This is a genomic window from Nostoc spongiaeforme FACHB-130 (assembly GCF_014698475.1).
Classification (GTDB): Bacteria; Cyanobacteriota; Cyanobacteriia; order Cyanobacteriales; family Nostocaceae; genus Nostoc_B; species Nostoc_B spongiaeforme.
The window spans coordinates 39,584-63,380 of record NZ_JACJTB010000042.1; the positions used below are offsets into that span (position 1 = coordinate 39,584).

At 40.0% G+C, this 23,797-nt stretch carries 20 protein-coding genes; 12 read left to right on the forward strand and 8 right to left on the reverse strand.

The window, feature by feature from the left end:
* Positions 1–79 precede the first annotated feature (79 nt).
* On the forward strand, positions 80–1,972 hold the full coding sequence (gene nblS / locus H6G74_RS24220) for a two-component system sensor histidine kinase NblS (protein ID WP_190970076.1): 1,893 nt from the start codon (positions 80–82) through the stop codon (positions 1,970–1,972).
* 1 nt (position 1,973) lies between these two features.
* Here the strand turns inward: nblS and H6G74_RS24225 are convergent, their stop codons facing one another.
* Positions 1,974–2,360 carry a COG3650 family protein gene (locus H6G74_RS24225; RefSeq protein WP_190970077.1) on the reverse strand — a complete coding sequence of 129 codons (387 nt, stop codon included), beginning with the start codon at positions 2,358–2,360 and terminating at the stop codon, positions 1,974–1,976.
* Between the two features lie 173 nt (positions 2,361–2,533).
* The gene (locus tag H6G74_RS24230; protein WP_242051341.1) at positions 2,534–3,388 is read right to left on the reverse strand and encodes a class I SAM-dependent methyltransferase; all 855 of its coding nucleotides are present in this window, start codon (positions 3,386–3,388) and stop codon (positions 2,534–2,536) included.
* Between the two features lie 504 nt (positions 3,389–3,892).
* Between H6G74_RS24230 and H6G74_RS24235 the strand changes: the two genes are divergently transcribed.
* Together H6G74_RS24235 and H6G74_RS24240 are read left to right on the forward strand one after the other, a co-directional pair.
* The gene (locus H6G74_RS24235; RefSeq protein ID WP_190970078.1) at positions 3,893–4,690 is read left to right on the forward strand and encodes an alpha/beta fold hydrolase; all 798 of its coding nucleotides are present in this window, start codon (positions 3,893–3,895) and stop codon (positions 4,688–4,690) included.
* 26 nt (positions 4,691–4,716) lie between these two features.
* Positions 4,717–5,541 (forward strand): class I SAM-dependent methyltransferase, encoded by an 825-nt coding sequence (locus tag H6G74_RS24240; RefSeq protein WP_190970079.1) that lies wholly within the window; start codon positions 4,717–4,719, stop codon positions 5,539–5,541.
* Positions 5,542–5,837: 296 nt separating this feature from the next.
* Here H6G74_RS24240 and H6G74_RS24245 read toward each other — a convergent pair whose 3' ends face one another.
* Positions 5,838–6,449 carry a pyridoxamine 5'-phosphate oxidase family protein gene (locus H6G74_RS24245; RefSeq protein WP_190970080.1) on the reverse strand — a complete coding sequence of 204 codons (612 nt, stop codon included), beginning with the start codon at positions 6,447–6,449 and terminating at the stop codon, positions 5,838–5,840.
* A gap of 205 nt (positions 6,450–6,654) precedes the next feature.
* Between H6G74_RS24245 and tmk the strand changes: the two genes are divergently transcribed.
* Positions 6,655–7,284 carry a dTMP kinase gene (gene tmk, locus H6G74_RS24250; RefSeq protein WP_190970081.1) on the forward strand — a complete coding sequence of 210 codons (630 nt, stop codon included), beginning with the start codon at positions 6,655–6,657 and terminating at the stop codon, positions 7,282–7,284.
* A gap of 92 nt (positions 7,285–7,376) precedes the next feature.
* Complete coding sequence (gene holB, locus H6G74_RS24255) at positions 7,377–8,345, forward strand: DNA polymerase III subunit delta' (RefSeq protein ID WP_190970082.1); 969 nt, start codon at positions 7,377–7,379, stop codon at positions 8,343–8,345.
* A 261-nt stretch (positions 8,346–8,606) separates the two neighbouring features.
* Here holB and cobJ read toward each other — a convergent pair whose 3' ends face one another.
* Complete coding sequence (gene cobJ / locus H6G74_RS24260; RefSeq protein WP_190970083.1) at positions 8,607–10,301, reverse strand: precorrin-3B C(17)-methyltransferase; 1,695 nt, start codon at positions 10,299–10,301, stop codon at positions 8,607–8,609.
* Positions 10,302–10,545: 244 nt separating this feature from the next.
* On the opposite strand from cobJ, the gene H6G74_RS31630 reads away from it, so the two are divergent.
* Positions 10,546–10,677, forward strand: a complete 132-nt coding sequence (locus tag H6G74_RS31630; RefSeq protein ID WP_277927180.1) for a hypothetical protein — start codon at positions 10,546–10,548, stop codon at positions 10,675–10,677.
* A 71-nt stretch (positions 10,678–10,748) separates the two neighbouring features.
* Here H6G74_RS31630 and H6G74_RS24265 read toward each other — a convergent pair whose 3' ends face one another.
* Entirely contained in the window at positions 10,749–13,970 is a 3,222-nt protein-coding gene (locus H6G74_RS24265) for a Calx-beta domain-containing protein (protein ID WP_190970084.1), read from the reverse strand.
* Between the two features lie 683 nt (positions 13,971–14,653).
* On the opposite strand from H6G74_RS24265, the gene H6G74_RS24270 reads away from it, so the two are divergent.
* Together H6G74_RS24270 and H6G74_RS24275 are read left to right on the forward strand one after the other, a co-directional pair.
* Entirely contained in the window at positions 14,654–15,043 is a 390-nt protein-coding gene (locus H6G74_RS24270) for a hypothetical protein (protein WP_190970085.1), read from the forward strand.
* A 571-nt stretch (positions 15,044–15,614) separates the two neighbouring features.
* A complete protein-coding gene (locus H6G74_RS24275) occupies positions 15,615–17,981 on the forward strand; it encodes a WD40 repeat domain-containing protein (RefSeq protein WP_190970086.1) in 2,367 nt (788 codons plus the stop codon).
* A 34-nt stretch (positions 17,982–18,015) separates the two neighbouring features.
* On the opposite strand, the gene H6G74_RS24280 is transcribed toward H6G74_RS24275, so the two are convergent.
* The gene (locus H6G74_RS24280) at positions 18,016–18,573 is read right to left on the reverse strand and encodes a Uma2 family endonuclease (RefSeq protein ID WP_190970087.1); all 558 of its coding nucleotides are present in this window, start codon (positions 18,571–18,573) and stop codon (positions 18,016–18,018) included.
* Positions 18,574–19,305: 732 nt separating this feature from the next.
* Between H6G74_RS24280 and H6G74_RS24285 the strand changes: the two genes are divergently transcribed.
* The gene (locus H6G74_RS24285; protein ID WP_190970088.1) at positions 19,306–19,671 is read left to right on the forward strand and encodes a Mo-dependent nitrogenase C-terminal domain-containing protein; all 366 of its coding nucleotides are present in this window, start codon (positions 19,306–19,308) and stop codon (positions 19,669–19,671) included.
* Between the two features lie 22 nt (positions 19,672–19,693).
* Positions 19,694–19,966 carry a cupin domain-containing protein gene (locus tag H6G74_RS24290; protein ID WP_190970089.1) on the forward strand — a complete coding sequence of 91 codons (273 nt, stop codon included), beginning with the start codon at positions 19,694–19,696 and terminating at the stop codon, positions 19,964–19,966.
* A gap of 190 nt (positions 19,967–20,156) precedes the next feature.
* Here H6G74_RS24290 and psaK read toward each other — a convergent pair whose 3' ends face one another.
* Positions 20,157–20,417, reverse strand: a complete 261-nt coding sequence (gene psaK, locus H6G74_RS24295; RefSeq protein WP_190970090.1) for a photosystem I reaction center subunit PsaK — start codon at positions 20,415–20,417, stop codon at positions 20,157–20,159.
* Between the two features lie 239 nt (positions 20,418–20,656).
* Positions 20,657–21,274 carry a serine O-acetyltransferase gene (locus H6G74_RS24300; protein ID WP_190970091.1) on the reverse strand — a complete coding sequence of 206 codons (618 nt, stop codon included), beginning with the start codon at positions 21,272–21,274 and terminating at the stop codon, positions 20,657–20,659.
* 319 nt (positions 21,275–21,593) lie between these two features.
* On the opposite strand from H6G74_RS24300, the gene H6G74_RS24305 reads away from it, so the two are divergent.
* Both H6G74_RS24305 and H6G74_RS24310 read left to right on the forward strand, forming a co-directional pair.
* On the forward strand, positions 21,594–23,318 hold the full coding sequence (locus H6G74_RS24305) for an ABC transporter ATP-binding protein (protein ID WP_190970092.1): 1,725 nt from the start codon (positions 21,594–21,596) through the stop codon (positions 23,316–23,318).
* Between the two features lie 6 nt (positions 23,319–23,324).
* Positions 23,325–23,513 (forward strand): DUF6887 family protein, encoded by a 189-nt coding sequence (locus H6G74_RS24310; protein WP_190970093.1) that lies wholly within the window; start codon positions 23,325–23,327, stop codon positions 23,511–23,513.
* Positions 23,514–23,797 lie beyond the last annotated feature (284 nt).

Sequence of the window (23,797 nt, forward strand, 5' to 3'; positions counted from 1 at the left end):
CTACCCCATTAGTCAAATTAACTGTTAATTTTTTAGTTGTTGGGGTTTATTACAAAAACTACTAACAACTTGATTGAAAATGTTAGCTCTGTTAAAAACAATCCGAGAAGCGATCGCCAATTGGTGGTCAGATTTCACCCTCCAAACTAAGCTGTTAGCTGTTGCCACTTTGGTGGTTTCTTTGGTGATGAGTGGTCTGACCTTTTGGGCTGTAAATACAATTCAGCAAGATGCACGTTTGAATGACACCCGATTCGGCCGCGACTTGGGACTGCTGCTTGCTGCTAACGTTACCCCCCTCATTGCAGAAAATAATCTCACTGAGATTGCCCAATTTTCCCAAAGATTTTATAGCAGTACTTCCAGTGTGAGGTATATGCTTTATGCTGACGAAGGCGGCAAAATCTTTTTCGGAATTCCCTTTTGGGAAGCAGAGGTGGAAAACTCTTTATTGACAATTGAGCGGCGGATACAATTACCAGAAGATTACCCTGGTGATGACGATAAGCCAATGGTGCGGCAACATAACACCCCAGATGGCATTGTCACCGATGTATTTGTCCCCCTCATCGTCAACAAAAAATACTTGGGTGTCTTGGCTATTGGCATCAACCCCAACCAAACGGCAGTTATTTCTACTAATTTCACCCGTGATGTTACCATCGCCGTGTTTATCACAATTTGGGTAATGGTGATTTTAGCGGGGGTAATTAATGCTTTAACCATCACCAAGCCGATTAAAGAACTGCTAGTTGGTGTCAAACAAATCGCCACCGGGAATTTTAAGCAGCGCATCGATTTACCCCTAGGCGGAGAACTTGGAGAGTTAATTCTCAGTTTTAATGATATGGCAGAGCGTCTAGAACGCTATGAAGAACAAAATATTGAGGAACTAACCGCCGAAAAAGCCAAACTCGAAACTTTGGTTTCGACAATCGCTGATGGTGCTGTGTTGATTGACAACAACATGCAGGTAATTTTAGTCAACCCCACAGCCAGAAGGATTTTCGGCTGGGAAGGTAATGATGTAGTCGGTAGTAATGTGCTGCATCAATTACCCCCAGCCATTCAAATGGAAATCACCCGTCCCTTGTACGAAATGGCTGCGGGTGAATGCGACAGTGCTGAGTTCCGCATTCATCTTAACCAACCAACTAAACGCACCATTCGGATTTTATTAACTACGGTACTTAATTTACAACGGGAAAGTATTAAAGGAATTGCAATTACTGTACAAGATATTACAAGGGAAGTCGAACTCAACGAAGCCAAAAGCCAATTTATCAGCAACGTGTCTCATGAACTGCGGACACCGTTATTCAATATCAAATCTTTTATTGAAACTCTGCACGACTACGGCGAAGATTTGAGTGTAGAACAGCGTCAAGATTTTCTCAAAACCGTTAACCATGAAACCGATCGCCTGACTCGTTTAGTTAACGATGTTTTAGACTTATCTAAGTTAGAATCTGGTCGTAGTTACAACTTTGATGGTGTAGACCTCTCCCAAGCTATCGAACAAACCCTGCGGACTTATCAACTCAACGCTAAAGATAAAGGCATTGAACTCATTCAAGAAGTTGCCCACAGTTTACCGCTAGTCATGGGTAACTATGATTTGTTACTCCAAGTCTTAGCCAATTTAGTCGGCAATGCTCTGAAATTTACCAAAGCTGGTGGTAAAGTAGCAATCCGCGCCTACCAATTAGATCCCAAACCCAACTCCCAAAATCAATCTCCCCGTGTGCGCGTAGAAGTATCTGATACTGGTATTGGTATTGCACCCGAAGACCAACAAGCCATTTTTGACCGCTTCTTCCGCGTCGAAAACCGAGTCCACACCTTAGAAGGTACTGGTTTGGGTTTATCAATTGTCAGAAATATTGTAGAAAGACATGGTAGTAAAGTTCACTTGGTTAGTGAAGTTGGCATAGGGACAACTTTCTGGTTTGATTTAGCTTTATGTGATTAGATTACTGTTTTTGGGCGCAACCTTCTAACACTTTATTACCCAATATCAAAACAGCCGAGTAAAGGTAGTTTTTATCTGACATTCCATCGCTACAAGCACTAACTTTTTGTAAAATCAATGTATTGTTACCCCTAAATCGGTACACTCTGACCAAATCAGCAGGGCGACCTTGGGCTGCTAGAGGTTGGACATAAGGGAAGGTTTGTTTTTTAACCTCCGGCGAAGAGTAAACAATGCCATTTTTACTAACAGTTACACTCCAAAAAGGTTCTGTACCTAAAGCGATAAATTTTTCACTACTAGGAGTGACTGCTTGCAAACTAGAACTGTACGCCAGTAAACTAGCACTCAGTCCCAAAAAAGCGATGTAAGAGATAAAAGCTTTCATTGCTCAAGATTTTTAAAGAATGAATAGTGAGAATTCAATAGTCAGAATACTAGTACAGATTGGCGTCAATAAACAGACCACACTGCGACCATGCTCACTGATCATCTGGAATTGCTAAAAAGCTTGTGGTATAACTATTTTTACTTTTGCCTTTTTACTTTTGCCCTGTTGTACTAGCCTTTCGCCTCACCAGTATGCCGGGTAGCAACACACATCAATGATAGGGCTGCTTGTGGTGAATTGGGATTTATCCCCGACAAAAATTGAGCAAAGCGATACTTCCATTCTGACTGACCGTAATTACCCTCAAAAGTTTCTGCACCCAACTGATGATTGTGAGGGTAAGTTTTTACAGTAAACCCAAGGGGTTCTAAAGTTCTGTGAAACATTTCTGCTGTGACTCCATCCCCTGGACGGTGATGAACTTCGGTGGCTAGTCCCCAATTTTGTTCTGCGACTGAAGCATGACCACCGCGTTTAATTAACCGATAAAGTCCTAAACGCAATTGCCATAACCACATACCCAAGCCTTGGAAATTCCAAGCACTGCGATGAGGATCATGGTCGGTGATTAAAATTCCCCCAGGACGAACTAAACGCGCTGCTTCTGCTAAAACCACATCCATTTGATCACAATGATGCAAAGTGGCATTTACCGCCACAATATCAGCAAAACCAGAGGCAAAAGGCAAGTTATGGGCATCTGCTAACACAGGTACATAGCCAAGACTTTGCGCCATTTCCAGTCCGCCATAACTCACATCCACACCAATGAGTAATTTTGGCTTACCGCCAAGTGTGGCAAAGAGATTACCAGGGCCGCAACCAATGTCTACTACAATTTTGTCATCCCAACTACCTGTGGCAGCTTGCCAGCGAGATTTGAATATATCACTACGGTGACAAGCTTCAAAGTAGTTTTTTGCCCATTCAGGATGCCCAAAGTAATAACTATTGGCTTCAATTGCTAAGGTTTTTTGCGAGATGGGATAAATTAAAATGCTTTGTGCATCTAAGTCAGCATTCATGTTAGATGCCAGGTAAGGTTTGAGGGTGGAATATTCAACAGCTTTGATAACTATTACCTCCTTTTTGATGAATAAACTGGGAAAATTTGTGAACAAAAATATAACTAAGCTATTTATTTGACTGTAATTTTTGTATTCTGCATAATCCGATTTACCTGGGCTGAAAGCTGAATTGTAAGTTGTTGATATTACTTACTTTTTTTAATTAACCTATCCTGCTTTTTCTAGGTAAGTCTTCCGTAAAATCTCGCAAATACTAGTTCTCATTATTTCTGTTGAAGGTTCATGAATTTAAGATTGAGGATTTTTGAAAATATACAAAGTTTAGGAAAAGTACGTGTTTTTGTTTGATGCTAAATCTTATACATATTTCGGAGTTATGGGTATGAATTCGGGTATATTATCGATTTTCTAATTTGATGAGATGCAATTATCTGGGAAAATAACTTAAAGTAGATTTCAAGTTCTTGAAGCTGCTGTAAAGCCAATTATGATGAATTAGTAATGCCCAAAGTTCAGGTTAACGGAATTGACATATTTTACGAAGTTAAAGGTACTGGTGAACCTGTGTTGTTGATTGCAGGCTTTATGTGCGATCGCACTTATTGGTCGCTATTGTTGCCACACCTAATCTCTCGGTATCAAGTTATTCGTTTTGACAACCGAGGTATCGGTCAAAGTTCTATTCCCAATAGTCCTTATAGCACTCAGCAAATGGCTCAAGATGCCGCCGCATTATTAGATATTCTTGGTATCAAACAAGCACATATTATTGGTCATTCAATGGGTGGTCAAATCGCTCAAGAATTAGCCTTGTTATATCCTAAAAAAGTTAAGAGTTTAGTATTACTTTCTTCCTTCTCTAAAGGCAATGAACGCTTTAATAGTTTAATTGAGACTTGGGGTCATCTTGCCGGAAAAATAGATTTAATGTTATATGAAAAGCTAATATTACCTTGGATATTTACTGATGATTTTTACTCTATTCCCGAAATGGTAGACCAACTAATTGAATGGGCAATAAACTATCCTTTCGCACCGACAACACAGGGAATCTACCATCAAAGCCGCGCCATTATTAATCATGATACAACAGAGAGAATTAAAGATATTCATTGTCCAACATTAGTCATGGTTGGCAAACAAGATATTCTCACACCTGTAGCATTTTCTGAAAAACTTGCTCAACAAATCTCTCAAGCTGAACTGCAAGTGATTGAACATGGTGGTCATGGCTTTTTAATTGAATCCACAGAAATAGTTGCTCAAGCTATACTCAATTTTTTAAGTAAATTTAAATAATCATTTTACTTCTAATGAAATAAATTATGGAAGACCTCAAACAAACAATAGCCAGCTTTGCAAAAAAAGATTTGGAAGTACGAAAAAATTGGTACTCGCCAGCAGCAGAGGCATATAACAAAGCTAGACCTCGTTATCCCCAAAACTTTATTGAGCAAGTTATTCAGCTTTCCAAATTATCTCCAGATGCAAAAATTTTAGAAGTAGGATGTGGCCCTGGAACAGCAACAATTTCCTTTGCTCAATTAGGTTATTCGATGCTTTGTTTAGAACCAAATCCAGATTTTTATGAGTTAGCTAAACAAAATTGTTACTTTTATCCAAATGTGGAAATTCACAATACTTCTTTTGAAGAATGGAGTTTGCAACCTGAACAGTTTGATGCTGTTTTAGCTGCCAGTTCTTTTCATTGGATACCAGCAGAAGTAGGATATCCCAAAGCGGCAAGTTCTTTAAAAGCAAATGGTCATTTACTTTTATTCTGGAATAAGGAATTACAACCGAGTTATGAGGTTTATCAAAGCTTGTCGACAGTTTATCAAAAACACGCTCCCTCTCTCGACCGTTATGAAGATTGGGAAGCCCAACAAAAAGTATTTCAAGAATTTGGCAATATATTAATTGATTCAGGCAAATTTCAAGATATTCAATTTGGGCAAGTTAAATCTGAGGTAGTTTACAGCACTGATGAATATTTAACGTTGCTCAATACCTATTCTCCTTATATTAAATTAGAGCCAGATATTAAAAAAGCTTTATTTGCTGAGTTAAGTCAAAGAATTGATAATGATTTTGGTGGGAATTTGCTACTTTCATATATTTCTGCTTTTCATATTGGCAGAAAAATTTAAAATTATGCAAATTATATAGCAATCCTAAATCATTTGTGAAATTCTCTTTCTTTTCCTCTTTCTCTTTCTTTGTGTCCTTTGCGCCCTTTGCGGTTCGTTAAAAAATATCGAACCGCCAAGTCGCCAAGAGCGCCAAGATAAGAACCCAGAAATTTAACAAATGATTTAGGACTGCTATAGCAGGAGGCTAGAAGTAAGTTGCACAAAATTAAATGCATTTGTAGAAATAGGGAACACTTCGACAAGTGAATAATTACAACCAATCACTTTTCAAACAACTTCTGAGAGTTTCTTTTTCAATCAGATGGAGAATTTTTTTCTCTTAACAAATGCTCTAATTCGGCAATTCGTGCTTGTAAAGGAGCCATCATTGTTTCAACTTCAGTCATAGAATAGCGAATGGGAATGTGCTGGGGACAATTCTCACTTATGGCTTCGACATGAAACAGAATTGCTCGCTCAATTTCTGCTGGGTAGTCGGGAACTCGGAGTTGCTCAATCAAAACAGCATCATCTTCAATATATTCGGCTGTTCCCCAGATTTTGATACGTTTTCGATGGCGATAATCCATTAAAAATAGAAATGCTTTGGCTTCTCCTGATAAGTTACCGACTGTTATGTACTGCACATTTCCAGAAAAGTCAGCAAAGCCCAAGGTTTTGTCATTTATGACTTTGAGAAAGCCAGGCGCTCCGCCGCGAAACTGGATATATGGATAGCCATTAGAACTGACTGTTCCTAAATAAAATCCATCAAGATGAGCAATAAATTCTGCTATTTGTGGGGTAATTGAATCATTAGCTGGGCCATTGGCAATGTAGCGTTCGTAAGTTTGCCGCGAACCCCTTTGTAACTGTGCGGCTTGAACTTCTGGTGTAAAAGCAATTTCTCCAAATTTGCGCGGCATAATGGACTCCTAAGTGAACTTTACGAGGGTGGATACCAACTCTTGATATGGGCAATTTTTTATGAGTACAGACCAGTACAAGCAAGCGGAAGTATGTCTCCTTTTACAAAAAATTCGATGCTAAAATTCCCAGATTTCCCCTAAATTAAACAAAGTCGCCTTTAAAGGGCGAGGAACCTCAAACCCATATTTTCGGTAAACTAGTATGAGTGGCAAATTAATTGTATTTGAAGGGGTAGAAGGCTGCGGAAAAACAACACAAATGCAGCTTTGTTGTCAATGGTTAGAAAGTTTGGGTATTTCAGTAGTGGTCACTCGTGAACCTGGGGGAACAGAGTTAGGTGTACATTTGCGGCGTTTATTGTTGGAAAAGTCGGAGGATAAACCAGTTGCAGATGTAACTGAATTGTTATTATATGCGGCCGATCGCGCCCAGCATGTTGAACAAGAACTCAAACCCAATTTAGCAGCCGGAAAATATATATTGTGCGATCGCTACACTGATTCTACCGTTGCTTATCAAGGTTACGGTCGGGGTTTGAATATGAGTTTAATTGAAAAACTCAACGATATTGCCACATCTGGCTTAACTAGTGATTTGACAATTTGGTTAGATGTGGATGTTGAGGTGGGACTTAGCCGCAAACGTGGCGACGCAGTAGGTTTAGACCGCATTGAACAAGAAACCATCGCTTTTCATCGCCGCGTTCAACAAGGATATAGCCAGTTAGCTGCGGCGCACCCATCCCGCATTGTGCGAGTTGATGGTAGTTTGAGTAAAGAAACTGTCAGCAGTGTTATTCAAGAAATTTTGCGCCAACGTTTGCAAGTTTAAACTGAAGGGATGACAGTTTCACGCAGAGGGGCCAGTGCGTTGCGTGGGTTCCCCGCGTTGTAGCAACTGGCGTAGCACAGAAACGCACAGAGATGACTAACAATCCATTTGCACAACTTGTTGGACAACAGCAAGCTATAGAATTGCTGACTGAGGCTGTGAGACAAAATCGAGTTGCGCCAGCTTATTTGTTTGTGGGGACAGAGGGTGTAGGCAGAAGTTTAGCGGCTCGTTGTTTTGTCGAGTTATTATTTTCTAGTGTTGTGGAAACACATTTGGTTGCATCGGTGCAGAATCGAGTGCGTCAAGGGAATCATCCTGATTTGTTGTGGGTACAGCCAACATATCAATATCAAGGGCAAAGATTAACAGCCGCCGAAGCAGCAGAAAAGAAACTCAAGCGCAAAGCACCACCTTTAATTCGGTTAGAACAAATTCGGGAAATTACACAGTTTCTCAGTCGTCCGGCTTTGGAAGCACCAAGAAATGTGGTGGTGTTGGAAGAAGCGCAAACAATGGCGGAACCAGCCGCAAATGCACTACTCAAAACGTTAGAAGAACCTGGACAAGCAACGATTATTTTAATTGCACCTGCACCGGAGTCTGTTTTGCCAACTTTGGTTTCGCGCTGTCAAAAGATTCCTTTTTATTGTTTAGATAGTGCAGCTTTAACTCAAGTATTGCAGCAAACAAATCATCCAGAAATTTTGCAGCATCCGGCTGTGTTGAGTATAGCGGCTGGTAGTCCCGGAAATGCGATCGCCTGTTATGAACAATTACAAGTTATCCCCTCTGAGCTACTCACACATCTCACCGCAGCGCCAAAATCTGCCCGCCACGCTTTAGAACTAGCTAAGAAAATTGATAAGGATTTAGATACAGAATCACAACTATGGTTAATTGATTATCTGCAACATTCTTATTGGCAAAAATGGCATCAGCCAGGAATTATTAATCAGCTAGAACAAGCACGTAAGGCACTTTTCGTTTATGCCCAACCGCGTTTAGTTTGGGAATGTACTTTATTATCTGTACATCAACAATGTAATGTGCAGAACTAAGATGTGCATATGAGTAATTATTTATATATTTCAGAGTGTATACCTGGATTTCTCTCTTGTGAGAAATCCAGGGGTGTGGGAGGTGTGGGAGGGGTGGGAAGTGTGGGATGATGGTGAAGAGAAATCTTTCCCCCCACACTCTCTACACTCCCCTCTCTCCCCACACCCGCTACCCATACGTGAGAAATTCGGGTATAGATTTTGTAGGGTGAGCATGATTATGCCCACCCTACAATCTTAATCAGGGCTTGCTGACTGAAATTACTGGGCATATCGACGCGGCGTATAAACTGAAACACTTCCATCACGGCGTTGAATAGTCCTGGTTTGGCTAGAACCAACAATAATCACTGTTCGCATATCAGCGACATCTGGTGTTAATTGCTCAAGAGAAATTACCTTGATTGTTTGTCCTGGTCTGCCTAAATTTCTGCCTAATACTACGGGGGTGTTTGGTGTACGATACCGCAGCAATATATCTCTAGTGGCTGCAAGTTGCCACGTGCGGTCTTTAGAGACAGGGTTGTAAAAGGCGATCGCAAAATCTCCTCCAGCCGCCGCCGCAATTCGTTGTTCGATAATTGACCAAGGTTTTAAAATATCTGACAGTGAAATCGCGCAAAAGTCATGTCCCAAAGGTGCGCCTACTGCTGCCGCAGCTGCCTGCATTGCAGAGATTCCCGGTGCAACATAAATTTCGATACTGTCCCATTCTGGTTTGGGATGACGGTCGAGGACTTCAAACACCGCCGCCGCCATTGCATAAATTCCAGGATCACCAGAGGAAACCACAGCGACATACTTACCTGTAGCAGCCAAATCTAGCGCCATTGTAGCCCGTGCTATTTCTTCACGATTGTCAGACTCATGGCGTTGCTTATCATCAGCTAAAGACCCAACTAAATCAAGATAAGTTTTGTAACCTACAAGGTCAGTCGCCAACCTGAGAATTTCTTTGACTTCTGGAGACATCCACTGTGCTGCACCAGGGCCAGTCCCAATAATGGCTAACTTACCCCGTGGTTGACCGATGGTGTTGGGGTCAATGGGTGCGGGTGCAATAGCCAGGGCTATATCAGCAGATGTCGTCGGGATGAGTTGACCACCAGTGATAGCTAAAGCCATTGCTTGTGCGCCTTTCCACTGGTTTTGAGTAAAAAAGCGCGTGGGTACACCAAACGCCTCAGCGATATTGTGAATTTCTGGATGAGCAGCAATGCAAAGAGGTGCAAAGATTCCAGCTATAGAGGCGGGTGCAATTTCAGCATCAGTCAGTAGTTGTTTAACTGTAGCTAAATTAACATTAGTTTGAGTAATGGCGATCGCTACCGTTTGGGGATGATAAACCAGACAATTGGCTGTAGAATTTACCAACCGTTCTGTAACTTTAATAGTCAATTCTCCTTGGGCATCAATTGGCAATTGACTATTACTCAACCAAAGTGCAGTTCCCTCTAATTTAACTCGCGCCCCCGCCAACAAATCCGAAATAAAAGTTTTCGCATCATCTGGGTTGGCTAAATGATAGCCAGCAGGAGGTGATAACAACGCCGTGCGAAACCGAATATCCCCGGTAGTTGTAATTGCTGCTTGAACATCCAACACCTCAGCAATGCGGCGTGCCAAATCATTGACTCCACTCAGTCCACCCAACAGAGGAACTACCGCACTACCATCTTCCGCCACAGCCAACACTGGCGGTTCTTGACGCTTATCAGAAATCAAAGCAGCTAAAGTTCTAATCAGAATACCAGCAGCACAAATACCAATCACAGGTGTTCCCGCAGCAAACAACTCGCGCACAGTCTCGCCAAAATTGCTAAAACTAACATCAACTCCAGAAGTTCGTCCTGCTAAACCATATAATCTTGCTCCTGGCAAGACACCCATCATTTTACGAGCTATTGCTACACTATTTTGACCCAACACTATAACAGCAGGTGCAACCTTGATCATGAGAATTCTGGAATTTGAGTAGATATTGTGCAAAGTTTATAATACAAATCTTGTAGAGACGTTATACCATTTCACGAAAAATCTGATACAGATGTAAACCCTGAAAGGTTTACTGTATCTAAGTTTTTTAATTGCGAATTGCGACTTGCGAATTGTGAATTGGTATTACATATAGCAATCCTATTGTATTTGTGAAAATCAAGAGGCAAAAATCCCCGACTTCTTAAACCTGGATTTCTCTCTTGTGAGAAATCCAGGGGTGTGGGAAGGGTGGGAGGTGTGGGAGGTGTGGGAGGATGGTGAAGAAATCTTTCCCCCCTCTCTCCCCACACTCCCCTCTCTCCCCAAACTCACCACACCCGCTACCCATACGTGAGAAATTCGGGTTAAAGAAGTCGGGGATTTTTTGATTTACGAAGGGTGACTTTTGACTTTAGCGTAGCTGTACTAGGCAATTAAAATAAAATCGCCGCTAGTAAGAGTAATATTACTATTGCCTAAACGGGCAAACTCAAACACTGTTCCTGTACCCAAGACATTTCCATCTTGGTTATAGAATAAGCTGCCAGTGCTTTGACTATAAACAATCCGCGCACTGCTGGCGTTGACAAACTCATTACTAGTAACAACTGCAAAATCAGTTAAAGTTTGTCCCACATTATTAGTAATGGCATTGAAAGTATTTTTACTCAGCACAATTTTATCTTGTAAGACTTCAAACTGAGTGATACGATCAACACCTAAGCTGGTAGTGAAAGCACCTTCAGCCTGGAATAAATATTTATCCTTACCAGCGTCTCCGATGAGGATATCATTACCTAGTCCTCCCCAAAGAGTATCATCTCCTGCTAACCCTTGCAGTTGGTCATTACCATTACCACCAGTCAAAAAGTTATTCAGTGTATTCCCCGTCAGAAAGTCATTGCCTTTACCACCAATGGCGTTTTCGATAACGTCATTGGCAGAGAGTGTAAGTTGGAGATTTTTATTAACTGTTTGTGTTGTAGTGATACCTAAATTTAGACTGCTGGAGATAGTAGTATTTTGCAAATCAATAGTATCAATTCCACCTGTGGTTGCTTCTATAATTCCATCAATACCTAAAACAGAGTTAGCAATAAACACATAAGTATCATTGCCATTGCCACCGCTCAGAGTATTATTGCCACTATTACCTTTGAGAATATTATTACCTGCATTTCCTGTACCGTTGATTGCGGCTGTGCCTGTAAGGGTGAGGTTTTCGACGTTTGTTGGTAGAGTTGTAGTCACAGAACTACTAAGAGTATCGGTAATAGTTGTGGTAACAGTTGTGTTTTTACCCAGGGTGGCATTAGTAGGAGATGTAAAGCTGAAAGTGAAGGTCTTATTTGCTTCATTCACAGAATCATCGAGAATGGGAATATTGATAACTTGACTGGTGACACCTGGGTTAAAAGTCAAAGTTCCGGCGGTGGCAGTATAGTCTGAACCTGCTATGGCTGAAACATTAGCAGTAGCGTATTGAACGGTAATAGTTTGACTACTGGCGTTAGAGAGAGTAACTTTATACGTTACATTTTGTGAAGTGGTATTGCCCTCGACAATAGTTTGTCCACCACTGATATTTATTGTCGGTAGTAAATCATCATTAACAATGGTGCCGATGACGGGTGTGGTTGTGTTAATGGTGTAACCGCTACCAGCTGCTAAAGTTAAAGCAACAGTTTCATCAGTTTCAAAAGTGGTATCTGCTGTGGGGTCAATGGTGAGTGTGGCTGTACTTGCACCAGCCGCAAAGGTAATTGTGCCGGTTGTAGAGGTGAAACTCTTAGCACCCAATTGGCGGTAGTCGTTGTTAAAGGTTGCCGTACCGCCAACACTGTAGTTAACTGTCAAAGCATTGGAGGTGCTGCCGCTTCTGGTGAAGGTGTAAACTAAATTGCTGCTGCCGTTTTCGGTGACGCTAGTGGATGATAAGGCGAGAGTAACAGTTGGGTTAGTGGGAGTACTAACAACACTGCCTGGGTTAGTAGAAGTAACAACACTGCCACTGATAAAATACTGTCCCAAACTGCCGTAATCTGTATAGCCAGTAGAAAGTGGATCTCCTTTGCCGACACCATCAATAGCTAAATAATAAGTTCCAGCCGTGACTGTGGTGGCGATCGCAGCAGATAATAAATCAGTGGGATTAGACGAGGCAATTAAAGTCCCAGCCGAATTATATAACTTTGCCAATATATCTAAGTTAGGGCCGCGACTAAAGGGATTCACTGTCAAATTAATCGCACCTGCACCCGTGACAAAACTATAAAAATCTACATCTGTGTTGCGCTCAATAATGCCACTACCACTGACAGATGTACCAGAAATAGTCAATGATTTTGCTGTGGCAATTGTATTACCAGCATCGTCGGCTCGGTAGCTAAAACCATTGTAAGTGGTAATAATCTGCAAATCATCTTCAGTGTTGTTAGCAGAAGCATACTGGCCTTTACTCCACTGGGTTAAATTCTGGTAATACCCTGAACCCATAATTCCAGCCCAGCCAGTAACACCGCTACCCTGTCCCCGATAATATTCTTCTGCGGGGCTAATTCTACCATCATGTTCCAGTCCCAGAGTGTGACCTACTTCATGGGAAATCGCTTCAGCAACGTATTTTTCGTTATCAGACAAGATGTCACTAAATACAAAGGCAGGAGTATCACTATTCCAATTAAATGAATCTAAAAAAGCTACTCCTCCAGCCCCACTAGCAAACCAATCATTACTGCTACCACCAATCACAACCCGCACACCCCAGCGAGTATCGGTAGAACCACTCTTAATCAAGTCATTAATGTCTGTTGGCGCTTGGGTTGTAACGTTGACATTAAACGGGCTGAAATCCTCAGCTACACGTTGCCAAATATACTGAATTCGTTCCAGTTCCGCCGAACTAAAAGATGCTGTATTGCCATCAAAATCGAAAGCTGGAGTGACAATGTTAGCCCCACCTTTATAATCTGTGTTCCAGTAAGTCCCAGAAGTGGTATGTCCATTGAAATCTAAATAAATTGTCTGGTTGGCTCCTGCTAAACTATTCAAAAAGAAAGTTTTGGATAAATCTAAAACACCTGATGTTGCTTGGGCTACTGGTGACTGTTCCGCGTTGACTAAATTTAAATTGACTGGCGCAAACATACAAGAAGAACAACTACAAATTTGAGCATGTGCCTTACTGCCTTGAAGAGCTTGCAGCAGTGTAGGTTGGAGGATAGATGTAGGTGCTAGGTTGGTTGAGCTATTATTAAGAACTAAATCAGCAAAAATCGCCCCTTTATCGCCAGAGGGGTCTGTTGGTTGAACAGCATCATGAATAAATTTGCCAATTTCTGTCAATAAAACAGCTTTGATGGCTGCTGGTGTTGCTGTATTAACAAAGCTTTCTAACAGATAAATTTTGTTAGTACTACTGACATAACCTATCTGAGTATTGTCAAAAATATTATTACTATTAATTTCAATTTCTGGAAATTGACTAAAGTCTCCAGATTGCCATTGAGAACGCAAATTATTGGCAGCATTGTAGTTATATTGATTGCCAAAAACAGTCTCAAACAAATTCCAGAAGTTTTTTAAATCAGAAAAGTTGCTAAGTTGAGTGTATGTTAACGAGAGAGCAGAATTCAAAATATTATTCATAAAATTAAGACCTACGCAACTATCACAAGCGATAGGAAAGTGAGGTTTAGCTATTGCTTGTCAAAGTTGCGTGAGTCGGAACTACATGATTAAGAGCATCTATATATCAGCTATTTTTGGCATAACAATTGCAAACTCAATATGGAGAAATTACAAAACAGATTTTAAAGTACGGATGTATTTTGCTACATTCTAATACTGTTGAAATCTGCTTACCTGAGTTTATCTACTATTATTTTTCTGCTGATTAATAGATGATGATGTTATTAATTTTCGGCAAAATTTAAATAAATATACGGAATTTTCCAGGAAGGAAGTTAAAAATTGCAACAGAATTAATTTATTCCATTACTTTCAACTAGTCATTGAATAAAATTAGGAGTATGATTTTGGTGTAATTCAGTCAGTATAAAAAACTAGCTTAGGTAAAAATACAGTTCAGCTAGTGAGGTTTAGGTAAATGGATATCAAAGTCAGCAAAATTGCAAAAATAAATCAGGTACAAATAAGCAGAATTAAGCAGCAATAAACAAATATTGTTTAACTCAATATATCTTTAACTAAATTGTTTCTGACTGATTCTGACTCCTGAATTCTGACTTCTGAATTCTTCTACCAGGCACTTAATTTAGGTAAATGCGTCACGATTAATCATGATTACTGATTAATATCAAGAGGCAAGAATGAAAAAAGCAATTATTACTAAAACATTCATAACATCAATTAGTTTGTTAGCTTTGTTTGCACCAAGCCAAGCGTCAGCTCAACTAGTACCTCAGCCTTGGGTATCTGTTGGTAGCAAAGAGGGTGATGTAACTTATGCTGTGGGCGCAAGAGCTTTAAATTTGGGTGTGGAAGTGGGAAATGGCCCTGACGGTGCGACGGGAGTAGATGTGTTGAAGTTTATCAATTTACCAGTGATTTCTCCTTATGTCGGAGTGGGATTATATTCTCAAGATAAGGGTGTGGCTGTTTCTGGTGGTGTTCAGGTGGGTGCAACAAAAAATGTTTTCGTGGGGGCTGGTTATAATTCTGTGAGAGGTTTGAATGGGCAGCTAGGAATTAGATTTTAATTATTTCGGGCAAAATGGGGTATTTTTTAGTAAAATACTTTCTAAAAGTGGAAGATATAGACATCATCTTTGATTTTCGCAAAATACTTAAGTATCTTTAAGGTGGGCATTGACTACTAGATTATTAGTTAATGAAGAGTTGTGATGATCATGCCCACACTCATTACTATTTATGCTGTTGATTATGCCAAAAATCAGCCGTTTTTAATTATTTAAGTCTAATTTATTGCTAGAATATTAATACAAGCTTTAATTATAACACAAAGCTTAAATTTATTCGGTTTTTAAAAGTTTGGGCAGGAATTAGTTTACTTAGGTTTCTGACTATTTTAAAATTGAATTAAGGCGGCGATCGCTAGACAAAATTTCCTGGCAATTCTACTATGATGCTCGGTAATTGGTCAGGGAGTTAAAAATTTAATTTCTGGGCAAATATGATCCCGCTCAGTAGTAGGATGACTTATAGCGATTATTTTAAGTGATGAATTGCAGCAGTACTTTATAACAAACTGCTGCACACACGTATTTCCTATTCCAAGATTAATGTTATTTATCTAACAGGCATCCCTTTATGGAACAAGGGTTAAGGTTACTTATCCAACTCGTACTAGAGTTTGCACCTGTAGTTGTCAACCTAGTACAAAAGAGAACAACAGAAGGTCTGACGACAACAAATTCTCAAATACCGCAATTTATCGAAGAAGTTATTGAATTTGTCAATATTACAACTAATAGTAAAAATTCAGAAGATGAATTTCATCAAGAAAAAATCCTGCAACAGCAATTAGCTGTTTATCAACGAGAAACACAATTACAAATAGCACAGCAGCAAAGAGATACGTCTCTTCAGTTACCTGAAGTTAATAAAGTTTTAGATAGCTGGCCATTAAGATTATATCCTTCGCAAATTTTAGAGACTCGGAATACAAGGACAAATATTCCCTTAAAAATTTTTCTAGCTCCTCCCCAAATTAAGTTTGATCAATTTGATTGTCATCCTGAAGAAATTTCGGAAGTTGAAAGAATTTTAGCCGAAGGTATCCGAGAATTTATTAATACCAATTATTCTCTACATCACCCAACAAGACCAACAGAATTTTTAGCAGGTGCTTGGGATAGTAAACGTTTTCATAGTGAATCTAGTATTAAAGCTTTGTTTAGTCTGTTGAAGACAGAGCCAATTTTAATTTTAGAATCAGACCATGATGGGGATTATTTAAATTTTCGCATTGCTTACTGGGGTTTAGGGCAGGAAAATTATTTTTATAAAACTATCTCACGTTTACCATATAAAGAAATTTTACAAGAGTTTGCTAAAAGTCGGGCATTAGAATGGAAAAAAATTAGAGATGAATTAATTAATTTAGGGGAAGATTTAGAGGAAATCAATCAATTAGGTGGTGATAATGTCCATAATTTAGCAATTTTAGAAAAGACTGAAAAATGGCAGTCCAAAGGTATTGATATTAGTAAACTGTCGTTGAAATACCAAATAAATCAGCAGGATATTGCTAAGTTTTGTCAGGTATTAATTACTTGTCACTGTTTAGTTGCGGCTTGGGTAGCAGATGCTTATCACTTAGTCCATCATGATGTACCGCCATTATTACCGGAGTTATTACCTAGTTTTCTCAAAGATAGGCTGGATTTGCCGACCGTACAGGCAATGTCAGAAGATAATATTTTGCAGGTGTATGCCGCAGGTTATCAGCAAGTTTATCAAGCTTTGGCCAAAGAGCGTCGATATTGGGTTCCGGAATTAGCTTTACAATTAGCCCAGAGTTTATCACATTTACCCGATCGCACTTGGGCAGCAGAACAAATTGATTATTCGGTTAACACTTGGTTGGAATTGCGTCAAGTTGCAACTCAAGCATTTCCCAATGCTCTAGAAGCAATGCAATCTGCCATCAAAATCGAAGATGAGGAATATATCTACAAACTCCAGGAATATTTTATCGCAGTGGGCGATCGCCAAAGTGTTGCCTCTACAGAAAAAATTTTACAAGCGATCGCCACCCTGAAACACAAACGCAACCTTGAATCTCCCGAACTCATCTATACCTTAACTGGTCATTCCGGTAAAGTTGCATCGGTGGCTATTAGTCCCGATGGCGAAACAGTAGTGAGTGGCTGTGCAGACCAAACAATTAATATCTGGAATTTGCAAACCGGCAAACAAATCAGAACTATCTCCGGTAATTTAGGTGAAGTTTCATCAGTGGCTATTAGTCCAGATGGCAATTTTTTAGCGGTGGGGAGTTGTCAACATCCCAAAAGTAACGTCACAGTTTGGCATTTACAAACTGGTCAGTTAATTCACACCCTATTAGGGCATCAAAGACCAGTCAACGTCGTTAATATTAGTCCAGATGGGCAAATTCTTGCTAGTGGCAGTAATAAAATTAAAATCTGGAATCTACACAAAGGCGATCGCATTTGTACACTTTGGCATTCTTCATCCGTTCATGCTGTAGCCATCAGCCCTGATGGTAGCATTCTCGCCAGTGGTAGTTCCGATAGCAAAATCAGGCTGTGGAACCCCCATACAGGTGATCCCCTCCGCACCCTCACAGGTCATACAGGCGAGGTAAAATCAATCGCTATGAGTCGGGATGGACAACTGCTGTTTACTGGGAGTGCGGATACAACGATTAAGATTTGGCATTTACTGACAGGTAAACTGTTGCAGACTCTCAACGGTCACTCAGATGAAGTGAAATCAATTGCCTTGAGTCCCGATGGCAAACTATTATTTAGTGGAAGTAGCGATCGTACAATTAATATCTGGCGGATTGCTACCAACGAAATCCTCTACACCCTCACCGGACATTCAGGAACCGTCAATTCTCTCGCCCTCAGTCCTGATGGTAAGTTTCTTGTCAGTGGTAGTTCTGATAAAACCATCAAAATTTGGCAACTGATAGCAAAGTGCTAAGTGCTGAGTGCTGAGTGCTGAGTTGGAAAAATACTTACGCAAGATTTAACCAGCTAAAAACTTGCTCAACAGTTAAAGTTAAATCAATATTGCTGAGAATTGGGAGTTGGGCTGTACCTTTCAGCATTTCAACTCGTTGGTTAGGAAAGATAGTCAAAATGTTCGCTTCATCTGGAAAAATCAACCAGCCTAGTTCTGTGCCATTTTGAGAACAATGTAATAGTTTGTTGAGAACATTTCCAAAGCTTTGGTCAGGAGAGAGAATTTCTATAGCCCAGTCAGGATAAGTTTCAAAGCGGTTAGCAATTCTACCTGATGGTTCACGGGGAATGCGTTCCCAGCGAAACACAGAAATATCAGGAACTATCGCCGCACCTCCAAACACACAACGTAGTTCCGGGAAAGCTAGGGCAATTTTGGAAGTTTCAGCCACCGCATTAACAGTGGTGACAAGTTTACCTTGAAGGCGGCTATGTTCTCCTTGGGGCATAGATTTTTGGCTAATTTTTCCGTTGATATATTCCGAGGCGGGTTGAGTTTCGGGGCGTTGTAGGAATTCTGCTAAAGTGGGGGACTCAATTACTGTAGTCATCGTTTTTCTTCGCTAAATTCTTTTATCTCTATTTTGCCTTTAACTGTATCAGAGGTATTTATAAAGCAAGTTATTTAAAGTTTTTGTGAAGATAGCATGGAGATTTTATCCAGTGAGTATTTATATTGATTGTAAATCTAGCAGTTCTTCAGATTTCAAAAAGTGGAAGTATGCTGTCCTTTACGTCCCTGATGTTCTGTTTGGTTACTTACGCAACATTATTAGTCTTTGCTTATCAAAGAATTTTGAGTAACTAATTAAATAGGATTTGGGGGACTTATGTAGCTTATATAACAATTTATTTGATACTCCATATCCTAAAATCATTGAGCCTTAAAAGCTCATTCCTGAGAAGTCTAGCTAAAGTCAGAATATTACTGCGCTTTTGCTGGCCAAACTCAATCTACGGATACTATACAGTTTCCGTACGTATCATCTAAATTGAATATATGAAATTGCTATTTCCGGTATCAGCAATCAATAAGTTAAAAAAATCCCACTTTTATCTTTTCTTTGTTATTTTGTATTTAACGGGACAGTTCTCCACCATACGGTGAGTTTAAATATCAATTAAGTCAACGTTTCCCCGCATTTTGTAAACCAAATAAGCATTTTGTGCTTACAGCAACTTATGTCTGCAAGCGCCATATATCTTACTGGAATTAATTGCGTGGATAGACTTAAATGTGCAACCTACTAGTGTATTAACCTCAGAAAGAATTACTAAAGATTATGCCTAAAACCACTACCTTATCTATTATTCTTCCTGCTTTCATTCAACCTGAAACTTTAGAGCAGCCTGCAAAATTAGCAAGCCAAAATTTCTTAAGTAAATCTCGTTATGATGTTCTGCAACCGTTACGTCAATGGTTAGATGAACTCGAAATTCAAAATCGTCAACTAGCACACTTTATTGCAAAATTGATCCCAGCCCAATGTCCTTTTGAGCGTGATATTGTGTTGTTCGGTCGCACTATAGCCCATATTCCCCCTATGTGCAAATTGAACCCCCTTTATGACCAATTTGTTGGCTTGCGTTTTCGTGCTTTGTGTTATTTAGTAGATCAGTGTGGCGAAGATATTCAGTCCTACTGTTAAACGCAAACTGAGAACACAAAATATGGCAATTAAAATTGAGCATCAACCCAGTCAAGAATATCTGAAAAATTTGGGTGTGTTCACATGGGAGATTTGGGAAAAAGAAGTATCCCAATTTCCCTGGACTTACGATACTGAAGAGACTTGCTATTTTTTGACCGGTGATGTCATTGTTACGCCGGATGGCGGACAACCAGTGCAGATGGGTAAGGGAGATTTGGTAACTTTTCCGGCTGGGATGTCCTGTACTTGGGAAATTATCAGCGACGTAAGAAAGCATTATTACTTTTCTTAATATACAGTGCTGTACACTGAGCGCAACCGAAGTGTGAGTCCTGAGTGATACATTCTCTCACTATAATCTCTGCGTGAGATAAATCCTCCTGCATTCTTGCAGATACGAAAGAGCCAGAAATACTAAATTTCTAGCTCAATAGCGTTGAGACAAAACAATATGGAACTAAAGGCAAACTGAGCTATAGAATTTAGAATCTACCCAGGTAATGCAATCCTAAGATGATGCCTACGCCTAAAATGTGACCAAAGGCTGTAGTGGCTAGTAATGCAGGTAAACCAAAACCACCAAAGAATTTTGCTTCGGGTAAAGCCGGCTCGGAACTGGGATACTGAATGCTAGATTTGCCAAAGGCAATGGCGATGATGTTAGCAACAATCATGATAAGGCCGATCGCGGGACTCCATTGTAGAGGGGCAGTGGCAGCAGCCAGTAAAGTGGAAGTCAGCACTAGATTTTGCTCCTGAATGTGTGAATGATTAGAAAATATCATCGGGAAATCTAGGAAGATTATTCAAGAAAATTCCCCGTTTTGCAGCAATATTTAACAGTTATTTTCAATCCTTAATATAAACAACTATCTAGCTGTGGCTACTGATAGTTGGGAAGTAGGAGTCAATTGTTATCAGCAGATATGCTTTGTTAATTCAGAATGTGATTGATCATACCCATCCTACTTGCTGTAATAATTTATAGTTTTTCTGCTACTTTGATGCCATTTCTTTTAATAATATTTGCTGGGATTCCGGCAACTACACAATCACTAGGTACATCTTTCACAACAACAGCATTTGCGCCAATTGTGACATTATCCCCTATCTGAATATTACCTAATACTTTAGCCCCGGCTGTAATACGAACATTGTTGCCGATTTTGGGACGACCTGATTTATCTTTATATCCAATTGTTACTTGTTGGTTGATCCAACATTGTTCGCCCATATCTGCCATAATAATTGTGCTGAATCCATGTTGGATAAATAAACCCGCCCCAATACAACAAGAATAATCTAAGAACAGTGAAGGACATTCGGGGTAAAGCACTTTGAGCAAATACATCGCAATTCTACCGTTGAAATTGCCTTTAAATAAGCGGTAGTAGTATAAATTTCTAAACTCTTGCTTTTTGTATGCTAAAACTAGCAATTGCACCCATAAATTGTACTGTGGCAAACCTAAAACTTCACTCCATCGGTTTATGTCCGCAGTAATAATTTCTTTCTCTGTAGTTAATAAAAATGGTATTAATAATGGTGATAACCAGAAAATTACCAAAATAAAAATAGCTTGCCGAATTAAATTTTTCATAATATTGACAGAATAATCATGAGGGAATGGTTGGTGATATTTTGATTTTATGCAGATGTTGTACTAAAAATTAAAACCGCTTGCAATGTATCTGATGAAACTTGTAATAGCAATATTTGCTGTAGTATGGGTGTGTAGATGGGAATATGGTTCGGTTAATGCTTTAATCTTGGGAACATCTCTGTAACGAGATAATAACTCTGTTTTCACAGGTAAGGGATCTGAAAAGCGGCGATCGCTTTTAAAATGAGGTGAATTGCAACTACACAAAAGTTGATAGCGTCAATATAGAGTAAAATCACATTCTGGAAGTCATAGCTTGAAGAACCGTTCTAATTACTGGCAACTACAGCCATATATCAAACCTCAATGGGCAAATATTATCAAAGGCTTGATCGGCATTATCGGATATGTGCTGGCGACACTGACGTTAATTAATCTTGCAGGTAAATTAGCCGCGCCTTTTGGACAAGGTAATGTAGTAGCGATCGCCCAACTAGCCGGGATTTGTGCTTTGGTGTTTCTGGTGCGTGGCTTTTTTCAGTCTGTGCAAGATATCTACATGGCTAAAGTGGCTTTAAGAGTGGCTTATGGTCTCCGCAAGCAAGTATATAGTCATTTACAAAAATTAGATTTAAGCTATTTTGAAACAGCCAAAACAGGTGATTTAGCTTACCGCCTCACAGAAGATATTGACAGGGTTGGGGAAGTTGTCAATAAATTGCTACACGATTTTATTCCCTGTGCGTTGCAATTGATTGCCATACCCATATATATGATTTATTTGAATTGGCAACTCACACTCGCCACAATTGTGATTGCACCATTAATGGGGGTGCTAATTGGCTGGTTTGGGGAAAGGCTGCGTATATATTCCCTCAAAAGTCAAAATCGTGTGTCGGGGTTATCAGCAATTTTGACAGAAGTTTTTAGCGGGATTCGTCTTGTCCAAGCATTTGCAGCCGAAAATTATGAAATCGATCGTTTTGGTTATGAAGCCGAACGTTCTTTAAAAGCCAAATATTCCGCCGAACGTCTCAAAGCCATTCAAATTCCCATCATTGGTTTTTTAGAAGCTTTGAGTGCTTTATCTTTGCTAATGGTGGGAGCGTGGCAAATTTATCAGCGTAATTTAACAGTGGGGGATTTTTTCAGTTACCTGGCTGCGGCTGCATTGTTAATTGACCCCATAGGACACACCACGACAAATTATAATGAGTTTAAGCAAGGGGAAGCATCGGTAGACCGAGTGTTTGAATTAATGGCAATTCAACCAAGGGTAGTAGAAAAAACAATTGCGATCGCCCTGCCCCCAGTCAAAGGTAAAGTAGAATATCGCCACATTTCCTTTGCCTACAAACCCGGTGAACCAGTCCTGCAAGATATTAGTTTACTAGCATTACCCGGAGAAGCGATCGCCCTGGTGGGTGCTTCTGGTGCGGGAAAAACCACCTTTGTGAATCTCCTCCCCCGCTTTTATGATCCTGATGCTGGACAAGTTTTGATAGATGATATTGATATTCGGGATGTCAGATTACATAGTTTGCGGCGACAAATTGGCATTGTTCCCCAAGAAACGGTCATATTTTCGGGAACTATCGCTCAAAATATTGCCTTTGGGCAAGATAATTTTGACATGGATGCAGTCATAGCAGCCGCGAAAATTGCTAACGCTCATCAATTTATTACCCAGTTACCAGAAGGTTATCAAACTTGGGTAGGGGAACGGGGGGTAAATTTATCTGGTGGACAACGCCAAAGAATTGCGATCGCGCGGGCGGTGCTGCTGAACCCACAGATATTAATATTAGATGAGGCGACATCTGCATTAGATTCCGAATCGGAAGCTTTGGTACAAGAAGCCCTAGAAAGATTGATGCAGAATCGGACTGTATTTATTATTGCCCATCGTTTGAGTACAGTGAGGCGGTGCGATCGGATTCTAGTTTTAGAAAAAGGGCAAATTATGGAATCAGGGAATCACGAGGAATTATTAAGGCTGGAAGGTCGCTATGCTAGATTTTATGCCCAGCAATTTAGTTAGGGATTTATGAATCAACCGCAGGCGAATTTTGAGCAGATGACTACTAAGCAGCTAAGAGCTTATATTCTGGCTCATAGAGATGATGAAGACGCATTACACGCAATGGCTCTACGTCTGCGGAATCAAGGAAAAACAAGTACAGTGGACGAATATTTAGAACATTTAGAACATTTAGAGCATAAAATCTCTGAATAATTTGGTTATATCATGTCCGCTTGATTACTTACAAAAACCGAAGAACCCCACCCCGCCACAGCTACGCTATGTCTCCCCTCCCCGTCAACGGGGCTACGGTGTACACACAAGTGGTAGCTGCAAGGATTTCAGGCATAACAGACCAGTTAAATTAAGTTGTACACATAAATAGATGTCTATTAGTAAGACAAGGAAAGTGAGGAGAAAAAACAGATGGAAAACCCAATTTTAATTCATGCACAAGAGTCTCAGGGGAAAACATTCGGCGACCCCAGGCTGGTAAA